This window comes from Winogradskyella sp. PE311, from assembly GCF_046545555.1.
In the GTDB taxonomy this organism is placed as follows: Bacteria; Bacteroidota; Bacteroidia; order Flavobacteriales; family Flavobacteriaceae; genus Winogradskyella.
Map to the genome: position 1 here is coordinate 36749 of NZ_JBHZTH010000003.1, position 24649 is coordinate 61397.

Annotated in this window: 24 protein-coding genes; 14 read left to right on the top strand and 10 right to left on the bottom strand. The window is 32.3% G+C overall.

Going from position 1 to position 24649, the window contains the following annotated elements:
- Positions 1-198: 198 nt before the first annotated feature.
- Both ACFWU4_RS11325 and ACFWU4_RS11330 read left to right on the top strand, forming a co-directional pair.
- Positions 199-654, top strand: a complete 456-nt coding sequence (locus ACFWU4_RS11325; RefSeq protein ID WP_411127914.1) for an SRPBCC family protein — start codon at positions 199-201, stop codon at positions 652-654.
- Positions 647-886 carry a hypothetical protein gene (locus ACFWU4_RS11330; protein ID WP_411127916.1) on the top strand — a complete coding sequence of 80 codons (240 nt, stop codon included), beginning with the start codon at positions 647-649 and terminating at the stop codon, positions 884-886. The genes ACFWU4_RS11325 and ACFWU4_RS11330 overlap by 8 nt, the downstream gene beginning before the upstream one ends.
- On the opposite strand, the gene ACFWU4_RS11335 is transcribed toward ACFWU4_RS11330, so the two are convergent.
- Complete coding sequence (locus ACFWU4_RS11335) at positions 883-2022, bottom strand: lycopene cyclase family protein (RefSeq protein WP_411127918.1); 1140 nt, start codon at positions 2020-2022, stop codon at positions 883-885. The genes ACFWU4_RS11330 and ACFWU4_RS11335 overlap by 4 nt on opposite strands.
- A 249-nt stretch (positions 2023-2271) precedes the next feature.
- On the bottom strand, positions 2272-3744 hold the full coding sequence (gene guaB / locus ACFWU4_RS11340) for an IMP dehydrogenase (protein ID WP_411127920.1): 1473 nt from the start codon (positions 3742-3744) through the stop codon (positions 2272-2274).
- 225 nt (positions 3745-3969) lie between these two features.
- Between guaB and ACFWU4_RS11345 the strand changes: the two genes are divergently transcribed.
- Positions 3970-6201, top strand: a complete 2232-nt coding sequence (locus tag ACFWU4_RS11345) for a TonB-dependent receptor family protein (RefSeq protein ID WP_411127922.1) — start codon at positions 3970-3972, stop codon at positions 6199-6201.
- A gap of 57 nt (positions 6202-6258) precedes the next feature.
- Here the strand turns inward: ACFWU4_RS11345 and ACFWU4_RS11350 are convergent, their stop codons facing one another.
- Together ACFWU4_RS11350 and ACFWU4_RS11355 are read right to left on the bottom strand one after the other, a co-directional pair.
- Entirely contained in the window at positions 6259-7122 is an 864-nt protein-coding gene (locus ACFWU4_RS11350; RefSeq protein WP_411128453.1) for a hydroxymethylglutaryl-CoA lyase, read from the bottom strand.
- 28 nt (positions 7123-7150) lie between these two features.
- Positions 7151-7768: a LysE family translocator gene (locus ACFWU4_RS11355; protein WP_411127924.1), complete on the bottom strand. Its 618-nt coding sequence runs from the start codon at positions 7766-7768 to the stop codon at positions 7151-7153.
- 98 nt (positions 7769-7866) lie between these two features.
- On the opposite strand from ACFWU4_RS11355, the gene ACFWU4_RS11360 reads away from it, so the two are divergent.
- Positions 7867-8799: a spondin domain-containing protein gene (locus ACFWU4_RS11360; RefSeq protein ID WP_411127926.1), complete on the top strand. Its 933-nt coding sequence runs from the start codon at positions 7867-7869 to the stop codon at positions 8797-8799.
- An 86-nt stretch (positions 8800-8885) separates the two neighbouring features.
- On the top strand, positions 8886-10622 hold the full coding sequence (locus ACFWU4_RS11365; protein WP_411127928.1) for a T9SS type A sorting domain-containing protein: 1737 nt from the start codon (positions 8886-8888) through the stop codon (positions 10620-10622).
- 34 nt (positions 10623-10656) lie between these two features.
- Here ACFWU4_RS11365 and ACFWU4_RS11370 read toward each other — a convergent pair whose 3' ends face one another.
- The gene (locus tag ACFWU4_RS11370) at positions 10657-11694 is read right to left on the bottom strand and encodes a quinone-dependent dihydroorotate dehydrogenase (protein WP_411127930.1); all 1038 of its coding nucleotides are present in this window, start codon (positions 11692-11694) and stop codon (positions 10657-10659) included.
- Positions 11695-11806: 112 nt separating this feature from the next.
- Between ACFWU4_RS11370 and pepT the strand changes: the two genes are divergently transcribed.
- Genes pepT through ACFWU4_RS11390 form a run of 4 tightly spaced genes read left to right on the top strand, consistent with a single transcriptional unit; the run spans position 11807 to position 15040 of the window.
- Complete coding sequence (gene pepT / locus ACFWU4_RS11375) at positions 11807-13045, top strand: peptidase T (RefSeq protein ID WP_411127932.1); 1239 nt, start codon at positions 11807-11809, stop codon at positions 13043-13045.
- 9 nt (positions 13046-13054) lie between these two features.
- Entirely contained in the window at positions 13055-13996 is a 942-nt protein-coding gene (locus ACFWU4_RS11380; protein WP_411127934.1) for a hypothetical protein, read from the top strand.
- A 16-nt stretch (positions 13997-14012) separates the two neighbouring features.
- Entirely contained in the window at positions 14013-14432 is a 420-nt protein-coding gene (locus tag ACFWU4_RS11385; RefSeq protein WP_411127936.1) for a Dabb family protein, read from the top strand.
- Between the two features lie 5 nt (positions 14433-14437).
- The gene (locus tag ACFWU4_RS11390) at positions 14438-15040 is read left to right on the top strand and encodes a YdeI/OmpD-associated family protein (protein WP_411127938.1); all 603 of its coding nucleotides are present in this window, start codon (positions 14438-14440) and stop codon (positions 15038-15040) included.
- 76 nt (positions 15041-15116) lie between these two features.
- Here ACFWU4_RS11390 and yajC read toward each other — a convergent pair whose 3' ends face one another.
- The 4 genes from yajC to ACFWU4_RS11410 form a co-directional block, all read right to left on the bottom strand.
- Complete coding sequence (yajC, locus tag ACFWU4_RS11395) at positions 15117-15407, bottom strand: preprotein translocase subunit YajC (RefSeq protein ID WP_411127940.1); 291 nt, start codon at positions 15405-15407, stop codon at positions 15117-15119.
- A gap of 9 nt (positions 15408-15416) precedes the next feature.
- The gene (locus ACFWU4_RS11400) at positions 15417-15965 is read right to left on the bottom strand and encodes a DUF1573 domain-containing protein (protein WP_411127942.1); all 549 of its coding nucleotides are present in this window, start codon (positions 15963-15965) and stop codon (positions 15417-15419) included.
- 116 nt (positions 15966-16081) lie between these two features.
- Positions 16082-17026: a transcription antitermination factor NusB gene (nusB, locus tag ACFWU4_RS11405; protein ID WP_411127944.1), complete on the bottom strand. Its 945-nt coding sequence runs from the start codon at positions 17024-17026 to the stop codon at positions 16082-16084.
- 91 nt (positions 17027-17117) lie between these two features.
- Positions 17118-18221 carry a Glu/Leu/Phe/Val family dehydrogenase gene (locus ACFWU4_RS11410; RefSeq protein ID WP_411127946.1) on the bottom strand — a complete coding sequence of 368 codons (1104 nt, stop codon included), beginning with the start codon at positions 18219-18221 and terminating at the stop codon, positions 17118-17120.
- Positions 18222-18355: 134 nt separating this feature from the next.
- Here ACFWU4_RS11410 and ACFWU4_RS11415 point away from each other — a divergent pair, with 134 nt between their 5' ends.
- From ACFWU4_RS11415 to ACFWU4_RS11425, 3 genes are all read left to right on the top strand, one after another.
- Positions 18356-20110: an ABC transporter ATP-binding protein gene (locus tag ACFWU4_RS11415; protein WP_411127948.1), complete on the top strand. Its 1755-nt coding sequence runs from the start codon at positions 18356-18358 to the stop codon at positions 20108-20110.
- Positions 20111-20176: 66 nt separating this feature from the next.
- Positions 20177-20563: a PUR family DNA/RNA-binding protein gene (locus ACFWU4_RS11420; protein ID WP_411127950.1), complete on the top strand. Its 387-nt coding sequence runs from the start codon at positions 20177-20179 to the stop codon at positions 20561-20563.
- Between the two features lie 83 nt (positions 20564-20646).
- Positions 20647-23157: a M14 family zinc carboxypeptidase gene (locus ACFWU4_RS11425; RefSeq protein WP_411127952.1), complete on the top strand. Its 2511-nt coding sequence runs from the start codon at positions 20647-20649 to the stop codon at positions 23155-23157.
- A 2-nt stretch (positions 23158-23159) separates the two neighbouring features.
- Here the strand turns inward: ACFWU4_RS11425 and ACFWU4_RS11430 are convergent, their stop codons facing one another.
- On the bottom strand, positions 23160-23495 hold the full coding sequence (locus ACFWU4_RS11430; RefSeq protein WP_411127954.1) for a tRNA-binding protein: 336 nt from the start codon (positions 23493-23495) through the stop codon (positions 23160-23162).
- A 35-nt stretch (positions 23496-23530) separates the two neighbouring features.
- On the opposite strand from ACFWU4_RS11430, the gene ACFWU4_RS11435 reads away from it, so the two are divergent.
- Both ACFWU4_RS11435 and ACFWU4_RS11440 read left to right on the top strand, forming a co-directional pair.
- Positions 23531-24085: a thioredoxin family protein gene (locus ACFWU4_RS11435; RefSeq protein WP_411127956.1), complete on the top strand. Its 555-nt coding sequence runs from the start codon at positions 23531-23533 to the stop codon at positions 24083-24085.
- Positions 24086-24108: 23 nt separating this feature from the next.
- Positions 24109-24648, top strand: a complete 540-nt coding sequence (locus tag ACFWU4_RS11440; protein ID WP_411127958.1) for a GNAT family N-acetyltransferase — start codon at positions 24109-24111, stop codon at positions 24646-24648.
- Position 24649 lies beyond the last annotated feature (1 nt).

A 24649-nucleotide genomic window follows, 5' to 3' on the forward strand; every position in this document is an offset into this window, starting at 1 on the left:
GATGCTGAGCAAAAATAACACAAATACACTATTTAGCAAGTAGAATCATTTTCATTTGGAAAAACATTAACTATACAACATAACAGTTTTCATAATTAAATTATTGTTTCATTAATTTGAACATAATAAATCCTCATATCATCGAAAAAATTAAACCATAAAAACATGTTTATATATCTTTATTTAAAATCCCTCGAAATGAAGTTCTGCACTAAAATTACTATTAAGAAACCTTTAGAAGATGTTATAAAAAAACTGGACTCAGTTGACAATATGAAGCACTGGCATGAAGGGCTTATTAGAAGCGAACATATTTCTGGTACTCCTGGTGAATTTGGTTCTAAAATGCGTTTAATTTATGATTTTGGAGACAAACAACTAGAGCTTAATGAAACAATTACTAAGCGTAATTTACCTTATGAGTTCCATGCCACCTACAATACAAAAGGCATGTATAATATACAAGAAAATTACTTTAGGAGCACTAAAGACGGATTAACAGAATGGGTTGCGGAAAGTGAATTTTTACCAACCAATTTTTTTATGCAATTGATGACTATGGCAATGCCAAGTACTTTTAAAAAGCAGTCTAAAAAATATATGGAGAATTTTAAAAATTTCGTTGAAAAAGGGGTTTCAGTATCTAATGCGTAAACTTAAACTAATTTGGGATTTTAGAGGGCCAGTTAGTCTAAAAACTGCAGAACACCATTTGGTTCATCTTAAAGAATACATCTCAATAAATAATCTCGATATTACAATTACTGGGACAGAAACCTTGAGTGAAATGCACAGTTTAGCTTATCTAGTAGTTAACGAATCTGAGATGAAAATAATTAGAGATACTTTAAAACCTCATCGCGGACAAATATATGTACAAGACTAAAATAAACGTCTAAATAAAGCTTGAATAAATCGTTTTGGAGGCACTGACAAAATAATCTTTAGATCTTCAATTAAATTAGATTCTTCATCTAAAAATTTAAAAATAGTTGTTACGTTACCTTTGCTAAACATTGAAGCAAATAATGCTGAACCCTCTTGATTACTTTTAGCTAATACATCTAAAAATAATAAATCATAAAACCAAAATTTAGATTTTTTATGAAATTTAGTTAGGTCATTTTCTGTATTAAGAAATTGAACTAATTCTTTTGTTTTTTTTGTAGTATTCCTAAATGTATATCCTGTACTTGCTTTTGTCCAACCACCAGCTGTTCCAATATTTAAAATATGATTTGAATTCAACTCTGAAAATTTAAAAGATGTCATTGGTATAGCACCTCTTTCTTTCTCAATAATCTCATACTCAACAATACCTTTTTCTTTCAAATAATCTGTAATGGCCTTTTCATACTCTTTAGCCTCTAAAAAATCTTTTGAGAACAAAGTATACTCAAATAAAGCAGTGCTTTTATTAATGGGAAGTACATACATAAAACGCGTATTACCATTTTGCGCAACAGTAAAGTCCATAAATGTTGCTATAGAATCATTAAAACTATAGTCTTTTGTTTTTACAAACCAACCAACAAAATGCTGTTGCAAAGTCGGATATTTTTTTTGAGACTCATACACGGATGGCTTTAATAAACTATTAAAAACTTTAAATCCAAAATAATTTCCTTTTTTGGTTATGACCTGCACACCTTCTTTTAACTCCGTGTAATTATCCACTTCATCTTGCAAGAAACTAATATTAGATTTTGTATTAATCGATTTCCAAAGTGAACTATAAAATTGCTCACTTCTAATCATTTTATATGTATAAGGTGTGATTTCTATTTCTTCTGAATAGTTTTTACTTCCAAAGAAAATTTTTGACCATCTCTTGACTAATAATTCCTCCCATTCATCTTCGCCCTTCTCCCAATAACACCATGTTCTATCGTTACCTTTATCTCTAACTTTATCAATGATTAAAATCTTCTTATTATCAAAAAAGGTCGATTTTGACATACGATAAGCGAGCATTAAACCTGATGCTCCGGCTCCCAAAATGATATAGTCAAATTTGTTCATTACATTGTTGTAAATGTTATTACGAAGATACGCTTTATAAGACTATACCTAAGAATCTAGAACAAAATTTATGTTGCAATAAGCATGTTTAAAACAATACCTAAGATGTGAAAAGAGAAGAGACATATTATAAGTAGCCCTTTACGGAAAACTACAGTGTTTAAAAACAGCATCTAAAAGTGTTATTTTTAAATATTGCTTAAAGCATTCGTTAATAGGTTTTTATCTAAGTTTCTTTTTAGATTTATATTATCTAGAATAGTTAGGAGCCTCTTTTGTTATAGTAACATCGTGCGGATGACTCTCATTAATTCCACTTGCTGTAATCTTAACAAAACGGCCATTTTCTTTAAGCGTTTCAATATCTTTTGCACCACAATATCCCATTCCTGCTCTAAGACCACCTACAAACTGATGAATACTTTCAAATAACTCACCTTTATAAGGTACACGACCTACTATACCTTCTGGTACTAATTTTTTAATATCATCTTCCACATCCTGAAAGTATCTGTCTTTACTTCCTTGCTTCATTGCTTCTACAGACCCCATTCCGCGGTAAGACTTAAACTTTCTTCCTTCATATATAATGGTTTCCCCAGGGCTTTCTTTTGTTCCTGCTAACAAGGAACCTAACATCACAGTATCTGCACCAGCAGCTATAGCTTTAGGAATATCTCCTGTATAACGAATACCTCCATCCGCAATTACAGGAACTCCAGTACCTTTTATTGCTGCTGCTACTTCTAACACCGCCGAAAATTGCGGAAAACCTACACCCGCGACAACTCTTGTGGTACAAATAGATCCTGGACCAATGCCTACTTTTACTGCATCTGCACCAGCCTCAACTAAATATTTAGCCGCTTCGCCTGTTGCTATATTGCCAACAATAACTTCTAATTTTGGAAATTGCTGTTTTATAGATTTTAAAATTGTAACTACACCTACAGTATGGCCATGAGCAGTATCTATAACCACAGCATCAACACCTGCTTTAACTAAAGCTTCTGCCCTATCTACAGCATCTCCTGTAACACCGATGGCTGCAGCAACTCGTAATCTTCCATAATTATCTTTATTTGCATTAGGCTTCTGAGTTACTTTAGTGATATCTCTAAATGTAATTAAGCCTGCTAGCTTATAACCATCATCTACAATGAGCAACTTTTCAATTTTATTTTGTTGCAATATCTTTTCTGCATCTTTAAGAGAGGTACCAACAGCGGCAGTTACTAGGTTTTCTCCTGTCATTACCTCAATTATTGGTCTATCGTTTTGATGCTCAAAACGTAAATCTCTATTAGTTACAATACCTTTTAATATACCAGCTTCATTTACGATAGGTATACCGCCAATACTATGTTCTCTCATCGCATTTTTGGCATCAGATACAATTGCATCCATTGGTAAAGTAACAGGATCTATAATCATACCACTCTCAGCACGTTTTACACGTCTTACTTTTTGGGCTTGTGCTTCAATAGACATGTTTTTATGTAAAACTCCTATACCTCCTTCTTGAGCCATAGCGATTGCCATTCTACTTTCTGTAACAGTGTCCATAGCAGCTGACACAACTGGTACATTAATGGTAATATTTCTAGTAAGTTTTGTTTGAATATTGACTTCTCGAGGAAGAACTTCAGAAAACGCTGGAACTAATAATACATCATCGTAAGTAAGTCCTTCTCCTAAAATTTTGCTTTCGTGTGCTTTCATGGCAATTAAGATATAATTGCGTGTAAAGATACTCCTTTTTGCAGACCTAAGGGATTCAATTTTAAAAATAATTGTTGTCCACAGTTTAAATCATATTTCTAAATAATTGTCCTTCAAAATATTGAAAATTTTATTTTTATTTATTCTAAATAAACTTTGCGGAACTAAAATTTGGTTTTAAATTTGCACAATAAAAAAATCACTATTTTTAATAAGTCTAAATAAATGAATTGCAAATTAGCCCTATCAGCATTAGCGTTAGTCAGTGTATGTAACCTACATTCTCAATCTAACAAACAAAAAAAACCACAAGACTCGATACAAAAATTAGATGAAGTACTCATCGACGCCAATGCAATCTTTGGTAATAAATATGTTGCAAAAAACAGAACAGGATCTGCATATTATATATCTCCGAAAGAATTAAAAAAATTTAGCTACACTGATATTAATCGGGTGCTACGTGCTATACCAGGCGTTACTTTTTATGAAGAAGATGGTTTTGGTCTGAGACCAAATATTAGTTTACGAGGTACATCTCCAGAACGTAGTGCCAAAATTTCATTAATGGAGGATGGCGTACTTATAGCTCCTGCACCATATAGCGCACCATCTGCATATTACTTCCCTTCTGTTGCAAGAATGGAAGCTGTAGAAATTTTAAAAGGTAGTAGCCAAGTACAATACGGACCTTTTACGACAGGCGGAGCAATCAATATGGTTTCTACTCAAATACCAGATAATTTTAATGGCCAAGTACGCGCAAGTCTAGGAAGTTTTAATACCAGTACACTACATGCTAGAGTTGGTGATAGCAGACCAACTTTAGGTTACATGGTAGAATATCTTAACTACAACTCCGATGGGTTTAAAAATCTTCCAGATAATAGTAATACAGGTTTCGATATAAACGAAGTTGTAGCGAAATTTAGAGTTAACTCAAAAGCAGAAGCTAAGGTAAAACAGGCCTTCGAAGTAAAATTTCAGTACTCTGATGAAGTGTCTAATGAAACTTATATAGGACTAACTGAATCCGATTTTGAGAATTCTCCTTTTGACCGTTACGCATCATCACAAGAAGATCAAATGAATGCAGAACATTTACAATTAATGCTAACTCATACTTTACAGTTTAGTAAAAACTTTAGGATAACCACAAATGGTTATTATAATAAATTCACTAGAAATTGGTACAAATTAGATGATGTGATTTTTAATGGAGACAAACAAAGTATTGCTAATGTAATAGCTAACCCAGAAACATTCTCTAATCACCTAAGCCTATTGCGAGGTGATACAAATTCTAATGCAGACGAACTTTTAGTAAAAGCTAATAATAGAAGCTATATTTCTAAAGGTCTTCAAACTAAGTTTGATTACCACTGGTATGGCGAAAATACTTTTCATGACTTAGAAATTGGATTACGATACCATTATGATGAAGAAGATAGATTTCAATGGGAGGATGGCTTTAACATTATAGATGGTAATATGAATTTAACATCTTTAGGAGCAAAAGGAGAGCAAGGTAATAGAATTAGCAGTGCAATAGCCTTTGCTAGCTTTATAATGTACAAATTTAAATATGAGAATTTAACCTTAACACCAGGTTTACGTTATGAAAATATAACACTTAAACGCGATAACTATGGTAGTGCTGATCCAACCAGAATTGGAATTGACCTTTCATCTCGCGAGAATAAAGTAGATATTTTTATTCCCGGAATTGGTTTTAATTATGCCTTTACTAGTGACATATCAATGTTTGGAGGCGTGCACAAAGGATTCTCACCACCAAGCAATCAAGAAGGTCAAAAGGCAGAAGAAAGCATCAATTACGAATTAGGATCTCGATTTGTATTAGGTAAAATTAGAGGAGAATTAGTAGGTTTCTATAATGACTATAGTAACTTACTCGGAAGCGACTTAGCAGCTACAGGAGGCACTGGCTCATTAGAACAATTTAATGCTGGAGAAGTTGCAGTAAATGGTGTTGAATTATTATTAAACTACGATTTACTCAATAAAAATAGCGAATATAATTTACCAATAACTTTTGGTTATACCCTTACAAATACAGAATTTCTCAACAGCTTTGGCAGTGATGATGGACTTTGGGGAGAAGTTACTAAAGGAGACCAATTACCATATATACCAAAACATCAATTTAATGTAATGCTATCGTTAGAACATACTAAATACGAATTAAACTTAAGTGGTCGTTTTAATGGTGAATTTAGAACACAGGCTGGCTCAGGTGATATTCCAAATGATGAATTAGTTGCATCCAACTTTATTATAGATTTTTCTGCTAAATATCATTTTTCAAAGTCTTTAACTGCGACAGGAAATATTATTAATATGCTGAACGAAACTTACGCCGTATCGAGAGTACCAGCTGGTCTGAGACCTGGTCATCCGTTTGGGGCTAATTTAGGTTTAGAATTTAGGTTCTAACATTTTTAATTGACTGATTTAAAGAAGGTGTTGCTAAAAGTTAGCAGCACTTTTTTGTTAATGATACTTTGCAAATATCCTAGTCGCCTCATTATAAGAACTCTCAAAAGACATAGCGTTAAGGGAATTCGCTTTTTTCTGAGTAAAATAGGAAAGCATTTTTTCTGTTGGCATATTACCCGTAAGCTCGTCTTTTGCCATTGGACAACCACCAAATCCTTGTATAGCACCATCAAAACGCCTACAACCTGCGTTATAAGCCGCATCTATTTTCTCGAACCAACTTGTTGGTGTGGTATGCAAATGCGCACCAAATTCTATATTAGAATAGGAAGGAATTAAATTTGAAAATAAATAATCTATATTCTCAGCATCAGAACTTCCAATGGTGTCGCTAAGTGATAGAATTTTTACTCCCATATTAGATAAACGTTCTGTCCACTCACCTACAATATCAACATTCCATGGATCACCATATGGGTTTCCAAAGCCCATAGAAATATAAACTACAACTTCTTTACTATTCTGGTCTGCGATTTCTAAAATCTCAGAAAGTGTTATGACAGATTGCGCTATTGTTTTATGCGTATTTCGCATTTGAAAATTTTCGGAAATAGAGAACGGAAAACCTAAATAGTTAATTTCCGTATGCTTAGATGCGTCGCTGGCACCTCTAGTATTAGCAATAATCGCAAGAAGTTTACTCGTCGTTTTAGTTAAATCTAATTGTGCTAAAACCTCAGCCGTATCAGCCATTTGAGGAATTGCTTTTGGAGAGACAAAACTTCCAAAATCTATAGTATCAAAACCAACTCTTAACAAAGACTGAATGTATTGAACCTTCTTCTCAGTAGGTATAAAATCTTTAATACCTTGCATAGCATCTCTTGGACATTCTATGAGTTTTACAGCTTTGTTCATTGCCATCAAATATAAGGTATTTCAAATATTACAATAGTATGAAAATAGCAATTCCTATAAACACTACAATTTGAAGCCATTTTAAAACTACACCGGAGTTTTTATAATCTAATGTATACGCTTTTATCTGACCTGCAAGCATAGCTATTATTGAAAAAATAATAAAAGACACTAACATAAATACACCTCCTAAAATATAAAATTGATAGACTGTGCTTATTGTATCACTAAACAAAAACCCAGGGAAAAATGCCAAAAAGAAGATAGTTACTTTTGGGTTAAGAACATTCATAAAAAAACCTTGAACAAATAAGCCTCTTAAACTCTTTTTTGGTGTAGCTTCTTTATCTAAATTTAATTCAGTATCAGATTTATAAACTTTATATGCCAAGTATAGCAAGTAAAGTGCTCCTAAAACTTTAATGCCAAAAAATAAATCTTCATTTGCTTTTATAATTGCAGAAATACCAAAAGCCAATAAGGTGGTATGCACTACACAACCTGTTATTAAACCACACACTGTAGCCAAGCCATATGATTTTCCGTTAGAAATACTTTGTACCAACACATAGATATTATCTGGCCCTGGTGAAATAGCTAATATAGACGTTGCTAAAGCGAATGAAAAAAGAATCTCGTAATTCAAGCTTTAAAATTTATGCTAAAATAAGCTAAAACCAAAAATTGATGTAAGGAATAAAAATCTTAGTCGACATAAAGTTGATAAACCTTCAAGCAACTACTATGAAAAAAACTACTTTATCACTTCTTGTATTATTTGTATTTCTAGCTTCAAAAGGTATCATAGCTCAATCTACAGCTGCATACGATATAAGTTTCACTAGCACTTGGAACTCTTCCGATCATGGAACCTTACCAGGAAGTGCACATTGGTCTAATTTAGTAGGTGTCAACCATAATAATAATGTGACTTTTTTAGAATTGGGAGGGACGGCTACACAAGGAATTGAAAATGTTGCTGAAGCAGGTTCCAATTCCGTTTTTAACTCAGAAGTACAAACTGCAATTAATGCTGGTAATGCAGAACAATGGCTTAGTAAGTCCTTTTCGCCTTTTGCAGCAATAAGCACGGCAACTTTAAGCGATATCTCTATATCCGAAGAGTACCCACTTTTAACCCTTGTGTCTATGATTGCTCCAAGCCCAGACTGGATTATTGCTGTAAACGGTCTCAACCTATGGGATACGAATACCAGTTATTGGAAAGAAATAATTACCGTAGATTTATTTCCTTACGATGCAGGTACAGAAGATGGTTTTGGTTATTCTGGTAATAACTCTGCGACAAATCCAAGAGGGGTTATTTCTAATATATCAGGTGCTTCGGGCTATCCCTTTAACACTGAGAAAATTGGCACACTTACGATTACTTTAAAGAATACAACATTGAGCACGGCCACCTCTCGATTTGAAAATAAAATTAAGATGTTCCCAAACCCTAATAACTCTGACAGCGTAACAATATTTAATTCTAACGTTTTAAATGAAATTGCCGTATATGATGTTTTAGGAAAAAGGGTGAAACTAACTAAAACTTCTACCAATTCTGAAAACAAACAAATCCTTAATATTAAAGATCTTAATCAAGGTATTTATATTGTTCGATTAACAAATAAGAACGGTACGATTGGTAGCAAAAAATTAATTGTAAACTAGAAAAAACCTACAATTCAACTGCCTTTTAACGAATAAATCATAGTTGTTTTTATTAAAATTATTATTTTAGTAAAAAACCCTATCAAATGAATTTTTTAAAATTACCTAAAAGCCTTTCACTTCTATTCGTCTTACTAATTAGTATTAATTTTTCATTTTCTCAAACGGACGATTGTGGTTTTGAATACACTCAGGCGGAACAAGATTATTTTAACTCTGTAAAAGATCAAGTAAAAAAACTCGAAGAACAATTTTTACAGGAGCGACTAAATTCAAGAGCCCCAAGTATAACCACCGCTGTTCCTGTAAAAGCTCATATCATAAGACAAACTGACGGAACAGGAGGTTTAACTCCTTTAGAATTAGAAGATGCTATGAGTATTATGAATGGAGTTTATTTTAATGCGGGTTTAGAATTCTTCTTATGTGAAGGGATAAATTATATAGATGACGATACCTATTATAATTATGATACAAGTGAAGAAAGTGCGATGACAGCTGCTAATGGGGTTAATGGTGTTATTAATATATATTTTACAAATGCAGTATTTAGTGGTTCCAATGCGTTATGTGGATATGCATACTTCCCAGGAGGACCAGAAACCATTTTAATGGCAAATAATTGTACCACTAACGGAAGTACATTATCTCACGAAATGGGGCATTTTTTCGCCTTGCCACATACACATGGCAATAGTAATGTTCCAGGCTCTACAGAAGAATTAGTAAATGGTACAAACTGTGAAACAACTGGCGATTTTATTTGTGATACACCAGCAGATCCTCAATTAGGTGGAAGCAATGTTGACTTTTTATGTCAATATACAGGTAATGCAATCGATGCTAATAACGAACAGTATACACCCGACCCTGACAATTTTATGTCTTATTCACTAAAACAATGTAGGTCTGTATTTTCGCCGCAACAGTTGGCAAGAATAAATGCTATTTATCAAATCTCGAGAAATAATTTAGGGTGTCCAAGTTTTAATACAGATTTTACCGCAGATGAAACTAACAGCTGCTTAAACAACTTAACTGTTAATTTTACAGATAATAGTGTTGGTGCTACCTCATGGTCTTGGGATATAGATGCAAACGGTATAGAAGATTATTCTACACAGAACATAACACATACTTACGACGCGGCAGGTGACTATGATGTTGTTTTGACGATATCGAATGGTTCTGAGGAAATAAGTAAGGTAAAGACTGAATATATATCTGTTGGCGGTATTGAAACTATTACAACCACTATTACTATGAATCTAACATTAGATGATTGGCCTGCAGAAACGTCTTGGCAATTTTTAGATGAAAATGATGCTTTATTATATTCGGGTGGTCCTTACACAGAAGGTGTTGACGATTTTACGACTAAGACAGCAGTATTTGATATCGCAAACCCAGATAGTTGTTATAAGTTTATTTTAAGTGATAGCTATGGCGATGGTATTTGCTGTGCTTCAGGTATAGGTAATTATGAGTTGAGAGCTGATGATAATTCACTTTTAGCATCAGGCGGAGCCATTGGTTCTGGAGTTATAAATAATTTTTTCAGTGGGACTCTAAGTGTTAATTCATTCAAAAATGAAATTATTTCATTATTTCCTAATCCTTCTAATAATTTAGTGACTATAAAGTCCCCTTCTTTACCAGACACTTATACAATCTATAATACCTTAGGACAGGTTATAAAACAATCTATAATTAAATCTGATTCTGATTTAGTAATAAATGTAGAAAATTTCGATAATGGTATGTATTTTATTAAGTTGACGAAAGCAAGCTCAAGTCAAGTTATATCATTTGTTAAGAATTAAATATTATTAAGACATACAAATTAAAAAAGGTGAATTAATGCACCTTTTTTAATATAGCTTTATTAATTGATTTTATAAGCTTAGGTCCTTCGTAGATAAAGCCAGTATAGATCTGAACTAAGTCTGCGCCTGCCTCTAGCTTTTCTAAAGCATCTTCTGCTGAATGTATACCACCCACTCCAATAATAGGAAAGCCTTTATTACTCTTCTTTGACAAATAATTTATTACACGAGTAGATTTATTTTTTATAGGTTGTCCGCTTAAACCACCATTTCCGATTTCTTCTAAACGCTCATTAGAAGCTTTTAAATTAGCCCTATCCGTAGATGTGTTGCTAGCAATAACTCCTTCAAGATTTGTCTCAGCAATCAGCTCAATAATTTCATCCAGTTGATTATCATTTAGATCTGGTGCAATCTTAAGAAGTATAGGTTTTTGAGTTGAAAAATTTAAATTAGCCTTTTGCACGGCTCCTATTAATTCTAATAAATAATCTTTGTCATTTAGTTTAGCATGACTCCCAACGTTAGGACAACTTACATTTAATACAAAATAATCTACATAAGGATGCAGTGCGTTAAAACATTCTAAATAATCTTTTGTATAATTTTCTGGCCTCGTTTGTGTGTTCTTACCAATATTTCCGCCAATTACTACTTGTCCCTTGTTCCCTTTTAATTGCTCAATAGCCGCTTTAAGACCTTCATTATTGAAACCCATTCGATTAATAATACCTTGATCTCCTTTTAAGCGAAACAAACGTTGTTTAGGATTACCTTCTTGAGCTTCTGGAGTAACTGTACCAATCTCTATAAAGCCAAATCCAAAATTTGATAGTTCATTATATAAAACAGCATTTTTATCAAAACCAGCTGCAAGACCCACGGGATTCTTAAACTTTAATCCAAAAAATTCTCTTTCGAGGTGTTTGTCTTCAACAAGATATATCGTTTTAATAAGGCTTTTTGCTCCAGGAATTTTAGAAATAGCCTTTATAAGCGAAAATGTAAAATAGTGGACTTTCTCTGGATCGAAGCAGAACAGTATAGGTCTTATTATTGCTTTGTACATCTTTGGTTATTTTCATTGCAAAAATAAGCCAATTACTTTCATTTTAAAAGAAACAAAGACCAGACTTGTGCCTTAAGGGCATGTTGTCTATTTTTGATAATAAACCAATTTTATGATACCTAAACAACATATTATAGATCGCTTTATAAGCTATGTTACTATAGATACAGAATCTGACCCAAATTCTAATACAACACCAAGCACTGAAAAACAATGGGAATTAGCTCATAAGCTTACAAAAGAGCTTATATCTATTGGTATGAAAGATGTAACAATAGATCCGAATGCATACGTAATGGCTACACTACCAAGTAATATAGATTATGACGTTCCTACCATTGGCTTTATATCACATTTTGACACCTCTCCAGATTTTACTGGTAAAAATGTAAAGCCACGAGTAATTGAGCATTATGATGGAAAGGATATTGCGCTCAATGTCGACGAAAATATAATTTTATCCCCAAATTATTTCGAAGATTTATTATTGTATGTTGGCCAAACTTTAATTGTAACTGATGGCACTACCCTCTTAGGAGCAGACGATAAAGCGGGTATAACTGAAATAATTACTGCGATGGAATACCTAATCAATAATCCCAATATAAAACACGGTAAAATTAGAGTTGGTTTTACTCCCGATGAAGAAATTGGTCGTGGTGCACATAAATTTGATGTCGAAAAATTTGATGCTGACTGGGCCTATACAATGGATGGCAGCCAAATTGGTGAGTTAGAATATGAAAATTTTAATGCTGCTGGAGCAGTTATTAAAGTGAAAGGCAAAATTGTGCATCCTGGATACGCAAAAGGAAAAATGATAAATTCGATGTATTATGCTTCAGAATTTATAAATGCTCTTCCAAAGCTAGAAACACCTGAACATACGGAAGGCTATGAAGGTTTTTTTCATCTTCATAACATGAAAGGTGAAGTTGAGGAGTCTGTACTAGAGTATATTATAAGAGACCACGATAATGATAAATTCGAAGCAAGAAAGGCATTAATGAGAAAAATAGTTCTTGACTTAAATAACAAATTTGAATCTGAGATCTATTCAATAGAAATTACTGATCAATATTTTAATATGAAAGAAAAGGTAGAACCTGTTATGCATATTGTAGATATTGCTGAAGAAGCTATGAAACAAATAGGAATAAAACCTTTAATTAAACCTATTAGAGGTGGTACAGATGGCTCTCAACTATCTTACATGGGATTACCTTGCCCAAATATATTTGCTGGAGGTCATAATTTTCATGGGCGTTACGAATATGTTCCAGTAGAGAGTATGCAAAAAGCTGTAGAAGTTATTTGTAAAATTGCCGAATTAACAGCTGTAAAGAAATAATTTAGATTTATGAAAAGATATATTTATATCGTTATTCTGCTTTTTGTTACCTATTTAGTTCCTTCACAAAACAAAAATATTGAAATAACTTACGAAAGGAAATCAGATAACAGTATTACATTTTACTACTCAAAAAACTTACCTGGTAGCTATTCGGTAAAGTTAGAATTTACAAGATTAGAAAATTCATATAGTAAAACAACACATTATAAAGTTATTAAATACAAAAGTGGCAACCTACTTACTATAAAACCAGCAAATAAGGACAAAGGAATTTCTTTTTCATACAAGTTTTCTTATTTAATAGGTGATCCCAACCCAAAAGTAAACGCATCTATTGAGTACAGCCTACCATTTATAAAAAATAAAGAGATTAATATTTTGGAGGCCTCCAACCTTGGAGAAACTTATTTTGGGAACAGAAAACCTATTGATTGGAAATCATTTATAGTGTACTCAAACACATCAGATACCATCTGTAGTATGCGTAAAGGTAAAGTGGTAAATATTATTAATGATTATGTAAACAATCCTTCTCAAGAAAAAGTATTTACGAGTAAAAGGAATAAAATAACTATTGAGCATGATGATGGTACATATGCGATCTATACTGGATTTGATAAGCAACAAATATTTATAAAACTTGGACAGGTAATCTATCCGCAGACTCGACTGGGTAAATTAGAAAAGTTTAATAAAAACATGTACCGTTTAGATTTTAGTATCTTTCATTATTTTAAAAATGCTCTAGAAAACAATAAAAAAGAAACGCTAACGGATCGAAAATATAACGTAAAGTACTTAGACCCTAAGTTTATTACCAATCTTGGAGTTGTCCAAATTGAATCTGGAAAAGATTATAAAACAACTTTTGAAACATCAATATTACTTCAAGAGCTAACAAGAAAAGAGAAAAAAAAATTGAAGAAAAATCCTAAATTTTACCATTAAAATAAATCTATTGAAAATGAAAAAATTACTAAGTACAATTATATTATTAGGATTATTATTAAGTGGTTGTGAAAAAAAAGCAAATAATAATGATAAGAACGAACCCATAGCAGATACTGAAGAAATAATGACTAAGAAATTACGCCATGTTGTTCTTTTTAAATTCAAAGAGTCTTCATCAAAAGTAGAAATTAAGGCATTAGAAACTGCTTTCGCTGAATTGCCCAAAAAAATAAAAGAAATTAAAGATTTTGAATGGGGCATAAATAATAGTCCTGAGGGTTTAGATAAAGGTTTCACTCATTGCTTTCTCGTTACATTTGATAGTGAAGAAGATAGATCTATTTATTTGCCACATCCAGATCACAAAGCATTTGTTGATTTGTTAGGCACGCATGTAGATGATGTTTTAGTTCTAGATTATTGGATTAAATAGTTATTGTGAAAAAGGTCAATTCAGTTGAAGAATATATAGAAGTAAATCCTACTTACAGGGATGCGTTGATTATACTGCGTAATCTTCTTATTTCGACTGAGCTAGAAGAAACGATTAAATGGAGCATGCCAACTTATTGTTTAGGTAAAAAAAATGTTTTAGGTATAGGTGCCTTTAAAAACCATTTCTGCTTATGGTTTCATCAGGGAGTCTTTTTAAAAGATGAACAAGGCCTACTTATAAATGCTCAAGAAAATAAAACAAAGGCGTTAAGACAAATGCGTTTCAAATCGAAATCTGATATTAATAACAGAATCGTATTAAGTTATATAAAAGAGGCTATTGAAAATCAACTTTTAGGAAAAGAATTAAAACCTCAACGCAAAAAAGTAAATACAATCACAGTTCCAGTCGAATTAAAGGCAGCTCTTAATTCTAACATTAAGCTTAACAAATCTTTTAAAGCATTTACAACTAGTAAACAGCGTGAATATTGCATGTATATAGCAGAGGCTAAAAGGGATATTACAAAACAAAAACGATTAGAGAAAATAAAACCAATGATTATAAAAGGCATTGGGTTAAATGATAAATATAAAAACTGCTAAACGGCATTAAACAAATTTTGAATAAAAAAAACACTCTTTAAAAGAGTGTTTTTTTTTATAGATTTAAGAAAGAAATTTATTTCGCTTTAGCAGGCGCATTTAATTTTCTACTCATTTCCATTGAAATTGCAGAACGATCGAATTTAATTTTACCGGCTAATGTTTCTATAACACAACTAGCGTCTTTATCGTTCAGCTCTATAACTTTGCCGTGCATTCCGCTTTTAGTAATCACTCGATCACCGCGTTTAAGTTCACTAGCAAATTTTTTCTCTTGTTTAGCACGCTTCATCTGTGGTGCAATCATAAAGAAATACATCACAGCGAAAATTGCAATAAACGGTAAAAATGACCCTAATCCTTCCATTATAAGTTATTAGTTGTGGTTATGACCTTCGTGCCCAGGTTGAGTAGAAGTCTTTACCGTACTTGTCGATAAAGGGTTAACTGTAGCTTTCCCTGGTGCCTTTTGTGGTGCATTAGGATCTGCTTGTACCATTGCAGAAATTTTCACAATTTGTGAGCCTGTTTCAGTGTTAGTCGTCATAGTTAATGATTTAGATACTTTTCCGTTACCCTTACCATTAAATTTAACTGTAAACTGTCCTTCTTCACCTGGCTTTACTTCCTTAGTATAATTCGATGGAACCGTACAACCGCAAGTACTTTTAATGTTACTAACTACTAACATTGAATTACCAGCGTTTTTGTACTTAAAGATAGTCTCAACAGGAGTACCGTTCATAATTGTTCCAAAATCGTGCTCTACTTTGTCTAATTCAAGAACAGGAAAGTTACCTGATTTCGCATCTCTATCTGCGGCTACTGCCACGTTCTCAGATTTAATTTTACTAGCAGCATTCTCTTTACAAGATGTGAATGCTACCATACATAATGCGCTAAGTCCTAAAATTACTTTTTTCATCACTATATTTATTAAATTAATTTTTCTTATTTCGTTCAGTTTGCGAAGGTACTAATAATTTCAACTAATTAAAATTTTTAAGCAACTGTTAACAAGTTATTCTGTGCTAAACAGGCTTACATTAGGCCTCTACCTGTTTTAAGATGCACTTTCTCAGACTGGTATTCCTTAACTATTTTATCTAAAATACCATTAATAAATAGACTACTTTTTGGTGTAGAATACTCTTTTGCTATTTCTAAAAATTCGTTTATGGTTACTTTATGTGGTATTGAAGGAAACTTTTGAAACTCACAAAGTGCCATTTTTAATAGAACACCATCTAAACTAGCTAAACGTTCTGTATCCCAATTCGTAGCCTTTGCAGCTATTTCTTGGGCGAATTTAGAACTATTTAAAACTGTTTTTTTAAATAAGTCTTTCGCATACTCTTTATCATCTTCATCTTTATACAACGACGGCAACAAAGCAGTGTCTGGTGAAGAAAGTTTTACTTTACGCAATACTTTAAGAAGGACTGTATTAACGACGGGCAAATCGTCTACCCAAGTTAATTTTTTGTCCTCAAAATAATCATATAGCTTGTCGTTTGGTGCTATAATGTAAGAATAAATATCTAAAACAAATTTCTTATCTTTTTTAAATGATTCTTCTGTATCATTAATATAAGATTCATAAATATCACTTTTTAAAATAGACTTAAAAATGATATCCACATATTCAAAGTCTAAATCCCAGAAATTTAATTTCTTTTTTTGAATAATCTCTTGAAGCATTTTGTTTTCACTTATGCCATTCAATAACTGATTATCCTGAAATTTTGTATTTAGAACTTTATTTGCCTCTTTATCTAATAAACGTTTCTGTAGTTTACTATTATAGTCTTTACTCTTTTTTTGCAGCTCAGTCAATAAAGCTAAAATAGATAAGTAAAGATCGTACATGCTATCTAAGCTATATAATAAGAATTTCTCATCTTTCTTTAGATCATCATTTTCAGTACCTTTAAAAGCATACAAAGTTTGCATTACTTTTATTCTGATGTGTCTTCTATTGAGCATGGTAAAGAACTAACTTTTAATATAGGTTAAAAAAAGGTGAATTTTTAAAAATTCACCTTGCAAAAATACTATTATTTATATCCTAAAAAAATTATTTAGAGTTTTCTCTTTTACGAGTTTCTATTCGTTCTTTCGCTATACTTAAAGCAGCGATGTGAGTAGTGATTTCATTTGCTTTTGCGCGATCTAAAATTTCTAAAGTTGTATTAAAAATATTCTCTGTTTTTCGCATTATCTCTTGTCTGTCATAATTCTCTAATTCTGCATAAACATTAATAATACCTCCTGCGTTTATTAAAAAATCGGGAGCATAAATTATACCTCTATCTCTTAAAATTTTTCCGTGTTTATTTTCATCAGCTAATTGGTTATTAGCAGCACCTGCAATAACTTTAGCTTGCAATTTATTTATAGTGTCATCATTAATTGTGGCACCTAAAGCACATGGAGCATAAATATCCATAGGTTCACTATATATGTCATTGCCTTCATAAATAGATGCACCGTATTTAGAACGCACGTCCTCTAAACGTTCTCTGCTAATATCTGTAATTGTAACGTTAGCGCCTTCATTTACCAAGTGCTCTACTAAAGCCTCACCTACGTTTCCAATTCCTTGTACAAAAACATTTTTATCTTCAAGAACATCAGATCCATATTGAAATTGAGCTGCAGCCTTCATACCCATAAAAACACCATAAGCTGTTATTGGTGATGGATTCCCTGCGCCACCTTTACTTTCCGATATACCTGTAACATATGGTGTTACTTCTCTAACGGTATCCATGTCACCAGTTGTCATGCCAACATCTTCAGCTGTAATATATCGTCCACTAAGGGAGTGCACAAATTCGCCAAAACGCTTCATTAATTCTGGTGTTTTTTGAGTTTTGGCGTCTCCTATTATTACTGCTTTTCCACCACCAAGATTTAATCCTGTAATTGCAGATTTAAAGGTCATACCTCGAGATAAACGTAATACATCATTGAGTGCTTCCCACTCGTTATTGTATTGCCACATCCTCGTACCTCCTAATGCTGGTCCTAAAACTGTATTATGTATTCCAATTATAGCTTTTAATCTAGTATCTTTGTCATTGCAAAAAACGATTTGTTCGTGGTCGTCAAAAGAATGCTGACCAAAGACAGGATCAATTTTATGTAGCTCTTTTGGAGATATTATTTCTGAAGTCATATATTTTTTTAGATTTAAGGCTATTTGAAAAATCTCTAAAAACAGCGAGCAAAAATATATTATAATTAGAGGATTAGCAAAATATTAACTCTAAAATAGGATTATCGTAATACTTTTGACCGACGAAATGCAACATGAAAGCACTTAAACATCTTAATAAATACTTTTACAAATATCGATCTCGTTTAATTATTGGAATTATTATTACAATTGTAGCGAAAGTATTCATGCTATTTACTCCGAGATTAGTTGGAGATTCTATAAACATTGTTTCAGATCGTTTGGATGGAAAAATTACCCAAGATGTTTTTGAAAGCGAAATATTAATCAATGTATTACTAATAATAGGCGCTGCTATTATCGCAGGAATATTTACTTTTCTAATGCGTCAAACTATTATTAATGTTTCTAGATACATCGAGTTCGATTTAAAAAACGAAATTTATCATCATTACCAGATATTATCTCTCAATTTCTATAAATCTAATAGAACTGGTGATTTAATGAATAGGATAAGTGAAGATGTTGGTAAAGTACGCATGTATGCTGGTCCTGCTATTATGTATACAATTAATACAATAACATTATTCACAGTTGCCATAATTTATATGGTCAACACAGCTCCAAAACTTACCTTATACACTCTCCTACCCTTACCAATATTGTCCATTGCAATTTATCAGCTAAGTCGACTTATAAATAAGAGAAGTACTATAGTGCAACAATCTTTATCAACACTTTCTACATATAGTCAAGAAACATTCAGCGGAATATCAGTTATAAAATCATATGGTATTGAGACAAGAACCAATATAGAATTTGAAGATTTATCCTCAGAAAACAGACAGAAACAAATTAATCTAGCTAAGGTACAAGCATTATTTTTTCCGTTAATGATACTATTAATTGGTATTAGTAACTTAATTGTAATTTACGTTGGTGGACTGCAATATATGAATGGAGAAATTAAGGATATAGGTACCATAGCAGAATTTATAATTTATGTAAATATGCTTACTTGGCCTGTAGCAACAGTAGGCTGGGTAACATCTCTTGTGCAACAAGCTGAGGCTTCACAAGAACGCATTAATGAGTTTTTAAAGACAAAATCAGATATTCAAAATAAGACTTCAGATTTAACACCAATAAAAGGTGATATACATTTTAAAAATATCTCTTTTGTCTATCCAGATACAAATATTGAAGCCTTAAAGAATATAACGTTTAAGGTTGATGCAGGAGAGACTTTAGCTATTCTAGGAAAGACGGGCTCTGGAAAATCTACTATCCTAGACTTAATTGGAAGGCTTTATGATATCGAACAAGGAAGTCTTCTGGTTGACAATGAATTAATTTCAGAATTAAACCTCTACAGCCTTAGAGAGAGTATTGGTTATGTTCCACAAGATGCTTTTCTATTTTCTGACACCATAAAGAACAATATAATGTTTGGTAAAGAAGATGCAACTGATGAAGAGGTTATCGAAGCTGCCAAAAATGCTAGAGTACATAAGAATATTATTGGTTTTAATAAAGGTTATGACACTGTTTTAGGTGAGCGTGGCATCACACTTTCTGGTGGACAAAAACAACGTGTTTCTATTGCCAGAGCTATAATCAAAAAACCCGAAATTCTTTTGTTTGATGACTGTTTATCAGCTGTAGATACTGAAACTGAAGAAAAAATTCTAAAGAATTTAATTAAACTTACAAAAGGTAAAACCACCATTATTGTAAGTCATCGCGTATCATCTGCTAAAAACGCTGACAAAATTATTGTCTTAGATGACGGACGTATAATTCAAACAGGAAATCACGAAAGTCTTATTAGTACTGAGGGCTACTACAAGGATTTATATACTAAACAACTATCAGAAAAAGAAATGTAAGAATTTGTTGGTTAGCTTACTTTTTTTTTAGATTTTTGGATTGTATAAAAAAATAAAGATTGAGTTATGAGTGATTATGAAATGATGGACAAAGAAGAAATATATTCTAAAGTATTACGTGCTGGTAGAAGAACCTATTTTTTTGATGTTAGAGCTACAAAAGCAGGTGATTATTACTTAACCATTACGGAAAGTAAAAAGTTTACTAATGACGATGGCTCTTTTCATTATAAAAAACATAAAATCTATCTATATAAAGAGGATTTTACTGAGTTTAGAGAGATTCTAATAGAAATGACAGATTATATCATTAATGAAAAAGGTGAGGAAGTTATAAGTGAGCGTCATCAAAAAGATTTTAAACGAGATGAGTTTGTTCAAAATGAAGATAAAACACCTGAAGACTCAAAAAGCACAGACAGTTTTACAGATATTAGTTTTGACGATATTTAAACTGCATTGTTAAATTATAATAAAACCCTGACATTATCGTCAGGGTTTTTTATTTTTAAGCATTAACCAACTACATTCTATATATGCAACGTATTGTTTTTTTGTTTCTCTTAGCAACAACAACACTCTTTTCTCAATCAAAAACTGATTTACCATATTATTTACCATCAGATGTAACTTACGATTCAGCAATTCCAACTCCAGAAAGTGTAATTGGTCATCAGGTTGGAGAATGGCATATAACTCACGATAAATTAGTACAATATATGTACGCCTTAGCAGATGCTTCAGATAGAGTTTCTATTGAAAATAGAGGTAAAACATTTGAAGATAGACCCTTAGTTTTATTAACAATTACATCACCAGAAAATCACCAGAATCTAGATGCTATACAGAAGGCTCATGTAGATGCTACAGAATCTAACACAACTGATACTAATGAAAGACCAATAGTTGTTTATCAAGGTTTTTCAATACATGGTAATGAACCGAGTGGCTCAAACGCTTCATTATTAGCCGCTTATTATTTAGCTGCGGCTAAAGGCTCTAAAATTGATGATTTACTAAAGCACACAATTATTCTTTTTGATCCCTCTTTAAATCCAGATGGCCTACAACGTTTTGCTTACTGGGCAAATACAAATCGAGGCATGAACCTTAACCCAGATCCTAATGATAGAGAATACAGTGAAGTATGGCCTGGTGGACGAACAAATCATTATTGGTTTGATATGAATAGAGACTGGTTACCAGTCCAGTTGCCAGAATCGAGAGCTCGTATAGAATCCTTTCATAATTGGATGCCCAATATATTAACAGATCATCATGAAATGGGAACAAACTCTAGTTTCTTTTTTCAGCCAGGTATTCCTTCTAGGACGCACCCACTAACGCCAAAGCTAAATCAAGATTTAACAAAAGGTATTGCTACTTATCACGCTAAAGCTTTTGATAAAATCGGTTCGCTCTATTACTCTGAAGAAAGTTTTGATGATTTCTACTATGGCAAAGGTTCAACCTTTCCAGATATTAATGGCGGAATTGGTATTTTGTTTGAGCAAGCCAGCTCAAGAGGACATATACAAGAAAGTGATAACGGTGTTCTAACTTTTCCATTTACTATAAGAAACCAATTAACAGCTGCTTTATCAACGCTTGCTGCAGCAAACGGGATGCGTAGTGAGATTTTAACGTACCAACACAACTTTTACAAAAATGCACGTAAAGAGGCTACGAAAGAAGGAAATAAAGCAATCGTTTTTGGTGATGAAAAAGATGCTGCAAAAACCTTTCATCTAGCAGAAATACTTAAACGTCATAAAATTAAATTTCATGATATAAAAGCGGATTTTTCTGCTAATGGAAAAAATTATAAGAAAGGATATAGCTATATCGTACCAAAAAATCAAAAAAATACAAGACTCATTAACGCAATGTTTGAAAAACGTACATCGTTTCAGGATAGTCTTTTTTACGATGTTTCTGCTTGGACTTTCCCATTGGCATTTAATTTAGACTATACTGAAACAACGACTTCCAATGCTGGTAGTGTTGTTACTGACTTACAGCATAGAATAGGTGGCATCAATTCAAAAAGTGAATATGCTTATTTATTTGAATGGAATGAATACTATTCTCCAAAACTTTTAAATGCCATTTTAAAGAAGGGACTTAGGGCAAAGGTGAGTATGAAAAATTTTAAGGCAAACAGTAAATCATATGATTATGGAACTATTATGATTCCTGTTAAAAATCAACATATGAATGCATCAAACATTTATACCTTTATCAATCAATTAGCACAAGAAAGTCATATTAATATTGATGCAGTATCAACAGGACTAAATGATGGTATTGATTTAGGGAGTAATAATTTTAGAACTCTTGAGTTACCAAAAGTTGCCATTTTAGTTGGTGATGGAATGACATCTTATGATGCCGGTGAAATATGGCATCTATTAGATACACGATATGATATTGTAGCTACAAAACTAGATACCAAGCAATTTAGCAGAGCTGATTTGGGTAGATATAATAACATAATTATGGTGAACTCATATTCTGGCTTAAATGAGAGCAATTCGAAGAAATTAAAATCTTGGATTCAAGATGGAGGAACCTTAGTTGCATATAGAAATGCTTTACGTTGGCTTAATTCTAGCGAGTTAATGAAGATTGATTTTAAAAAGAATAAAAGTCTAACTGCTAAAAACATAAGCTTTGAGCAACGCGGTAATTTTAGAGGAGCGCAGGTTATTGGTGGAGCAATATTTGAAACTAAATTAGACCGTTCTCACCCTATTAACTTTGGTTATAAAAACGATAATTTAGCTATATTTAGAAACACTACTATTTTTATTAATGCGAATAAGAATAGCTATAGCAACCCAATTCAATATACTAAAGCTCCATTATTAAGCGGTTATATTTCTGAAGAAAACTTAGATAGTTTAAGCTTATCCGTACCGCTAAAAATAGGTGGTATAGGACGAGGGAATATTATCGCATTTACGGATAACACTAACTTTAGAGGATTTTGGTATGGCACTAATAAGTTATTAATGAATGCCATTTTCTTTAGAGATGAAATGTAAATCTAAGAAACGGTTGTACCATTCTTAACTTTAGTTTCTGGGTGCAGAAGAAATACATCATTTTCTTTAATAGCTCCCATAACTAAGCATTCACTCATAAAATCAGCAATTTGCTTTTTAGGAAAGTTAACCACAGCTACAATTTGTCTGTTTTTTAAGTCCTCCTTAGAATATTGTGCAGTAATTTGTGCAGAAGATTTCTTAATACCTAAGTCACCAAAGTCTATAGCTAATTGATAGGCAGGTTTATGTGCGTTTGGAAAGTCATTTACTTCAACAATAGTTCCTATCCGCAAATCTACCTTTGTAAAGTCTTCAAATGTTATTATATTATCCATACTTTAAAACTAATAAATAAAAACGACATAATTATATGGCACTAACACCTTCAAATATGTTGCCTCTTGGTACAAAGGCACCAGGTTTTACTTTAACTGATACAATCGACAACCAAGAAAAATCGCTAACAAATCTTAAAGGCACGAATGGAACATTAATTATGTTTATTTGTAACCATTGTCCTTTCGTAATTCATGTTAACAAGCAATTAGTTGCATTATCAAAAGACTATATTACAAAAGGAATAAAGTGTATAGCTATTTCTAGTAACGATGCCATAAAATATCCTCAAGACGGACCCAACCAAATGCAACAACACGCCAAGGATAACAACTATCCTTTTCCATATTTATATGATGAAACACAAGTTGTAGCTAAAGCATATGATGCAGCATGCACACCAGATTTTTTCTTATTTGATGCCGAATTAAAATTAGTTTACACTGGTCAACTCGATGATTCTAGACCTGGCAATGGTGAAGCCGTTACAGGAAATGATTTAAGAAACGCTATGGATGCATTAATTAATGGTACGCCTTTAGATTCAAATCAAAAACCTAGTATGGGTTGTAATATTAAATGGAAATAACATAAATTCATTCTTAGTATAAAATGACAATTTCAATCGAAACCGAACGTCTAATCTTAAGACCACTTACAGAATCTGATACCAAAGACTTTTTTGAATTAGACTCAAACCCAAATGTTCATATATATCTAGGTAATAATTTAGTAACTCATATTAAAGAATCTGAAGCGGCCATAAAAAATATTCTTCAACAGTATAAAGTTAATGGTATTGGTCGATTAGCAATAATAGACAAACAAACCAATGAATTTTTAGGTTGGTCTGGTCTTAAGTTTGAAAAACAGCTGCGTAAAGAATTTAATTACTACGATTTAGGCTATAGATTAAAAGAGCAATATTGGGGCAATGGTTATGCGACGGAAGCAGCAATTGCATCTTTAGATTATGGCTTTAATGATTTAAAACTAAAAGAGATCTGTGCTGCAGCCGATGTTAATAATTTAGCTTCAAATGCTATTCTTAAAAAAATTGGACTTCAAACTAAAGGTCAGTTCACTTACGAGGGTTCTTTGTGCAATTGGTATATATTAAAGCACGATGAATGGCTTACTTCTGACCTTTAAT

Bases quoted from the DNA above. Each gene is read 5' to 3' on its own strand.
- ACFWU4_RS11410 (WP_411127946.1), bottom strand. From the start codon at position 18,221: ATGACTTCAGAAATAATATCTCCAAAAGAGCTACATAAAATTGATCCT.
- ACFWU4_RS11385 (WP_411127936.1), top strand. From the start codon at position 14,013: ATGAAAAAATTACTAAGTACAATTATATTATTAGGATTATTATTAAGT.
- ACFWU4_RS11365 (WP_411127928.1), top strand. From the start codon at position 8,886: ATGAATTTTTTAAAATTACCTAAAAGCCTTTCACTTCTATTCGTCTTA.
- ACFWU4_RS11370 (WP_411127930.1), bottom strand. From the start codon at position 11,694: ATGTACAAAGCAATAATAAGACCTATACTGTTCTGCTTCGATCCAGAG.
- ACFWU4_RS11400 (WP_411127942.1), bottom strand. From the start codon at position 15,965: ATGAAAAAAGTAATTTTAGGACTTAGCGCATTATGTATGGTAGCATTC.
- nusB (WP_411127944.1), bottom strand. From the start codon at position 17,026: ATGCTCAATAGAAGACACATCAGAATAAAAGTAATGCAAACTTTGTAT.
- ACFWU4_RS11330 (WP_411127916.1), top strand. From the start codon at position 647: ATGCGTAAACTTAAACTAATTTGGGATTTTAGAGGGCCAGTTAGTCTA.
- ACFWU4_RS11350 (WP_411128453.1), bottom strand. From the start codon at position 7,122: ATGAACAAAGCTGTAAAACTCATAGAATGTCCAAGAGATGCTATGCAA.
- yajC (WP_411127940.1), bottom strand. From the start codon at position 15,407: ATGGAAGGATTAGGGTCATTTTTACCGTTTATTGCAATTTTCGCTGTG.
- ACFWU4_RS11425 (WP_411127952.1), top strand. From the start codon at position 20,647: ATGCAACGTATTGTTTTTTTGTTTCTCTTAGCAACAACAACACTCTTT.
- pepT (WP_411127932.1), top strand. From the start codon at position 11,807: ATGATACCTAAACAACATATTATAGATCGCTTTATAAGCTATGTTACT.
- ACFWU4_RS11325 (WP_411127914.1), top strand. From the start codon at position 199: ATGAAGTTCTGCACTAAAATTACTATTAAGAAACCTTTAGAAGATGTT.
- ACFWU4_RS11335 (WP_411127918.1), bottom strand. From the start codon at position 2,022: ATGAACAAATTTGACTATATCATTTTGGGAGCCGGAGCATCAGGTTTA.
- ACFWU4_RS11380 (WP_411127934.1), top strand. From the start codon at position 13,055: ATGAAAAGATATATTTATATCGTTATTCTGCTTTTTGTTACCTATTTA.
- ACFWU4_RS11360 (WP_411127926.1), top strand. From the start codon at position 7,867: ATGAAAAAAACTACTTTATCACTTCTTGTATTATTTGTATTTCTAGCT.
- ACFWU4_RS11420 (WP_411127950.1), top strand. From the start codon at position 20,177: ATGAGTGATTATGAAATGATGGACAAAGAAGAAATATATTCTAAAGTA.
- ACFWU4_RS11440 (WP_411127958.1), top strand. From the start codon at position 24,109: ATGACAATTTCAATCGAAACCGAACGTCTAATCTTAAGACCACTTACA.
- ACFWU4_RS11435 (WP_411127956.1), top strand. From the start codon at position 23,531: ATGGCACTAACACCTTCAAATATGTTGCCTCTTGGTACAAAGGCACCA.
- ACFWU4_RS11345 (WP_411127922.1), top strand. From the start codon at position 3,970: ATGAATTGCAAATTAGCCCTATCAGCATTAGCGTTAGTCAGTGTATGT.
- ACFWU4_RS11430 (WP_411127954.1), bottom strand. From the start codon at position 23,495: ATGGATAATATAATAACATTTGAAGACTTTACAAAGGTAGATTTGCGG.
- ACFWU4_RS11415 (WP_411127948.1), top strand. From the start codon at position 18,356: ATGAAAGCACTTAAACATCTTAATAAATACTTTTACAAATATCGATCT.
- guaB (WP_411127920.1), bottom strand. From the start codon at position 3,744: ATGAAAGCACACGAAAGCAAAATTTTAGGAGAAGGACTTACTTACGAT.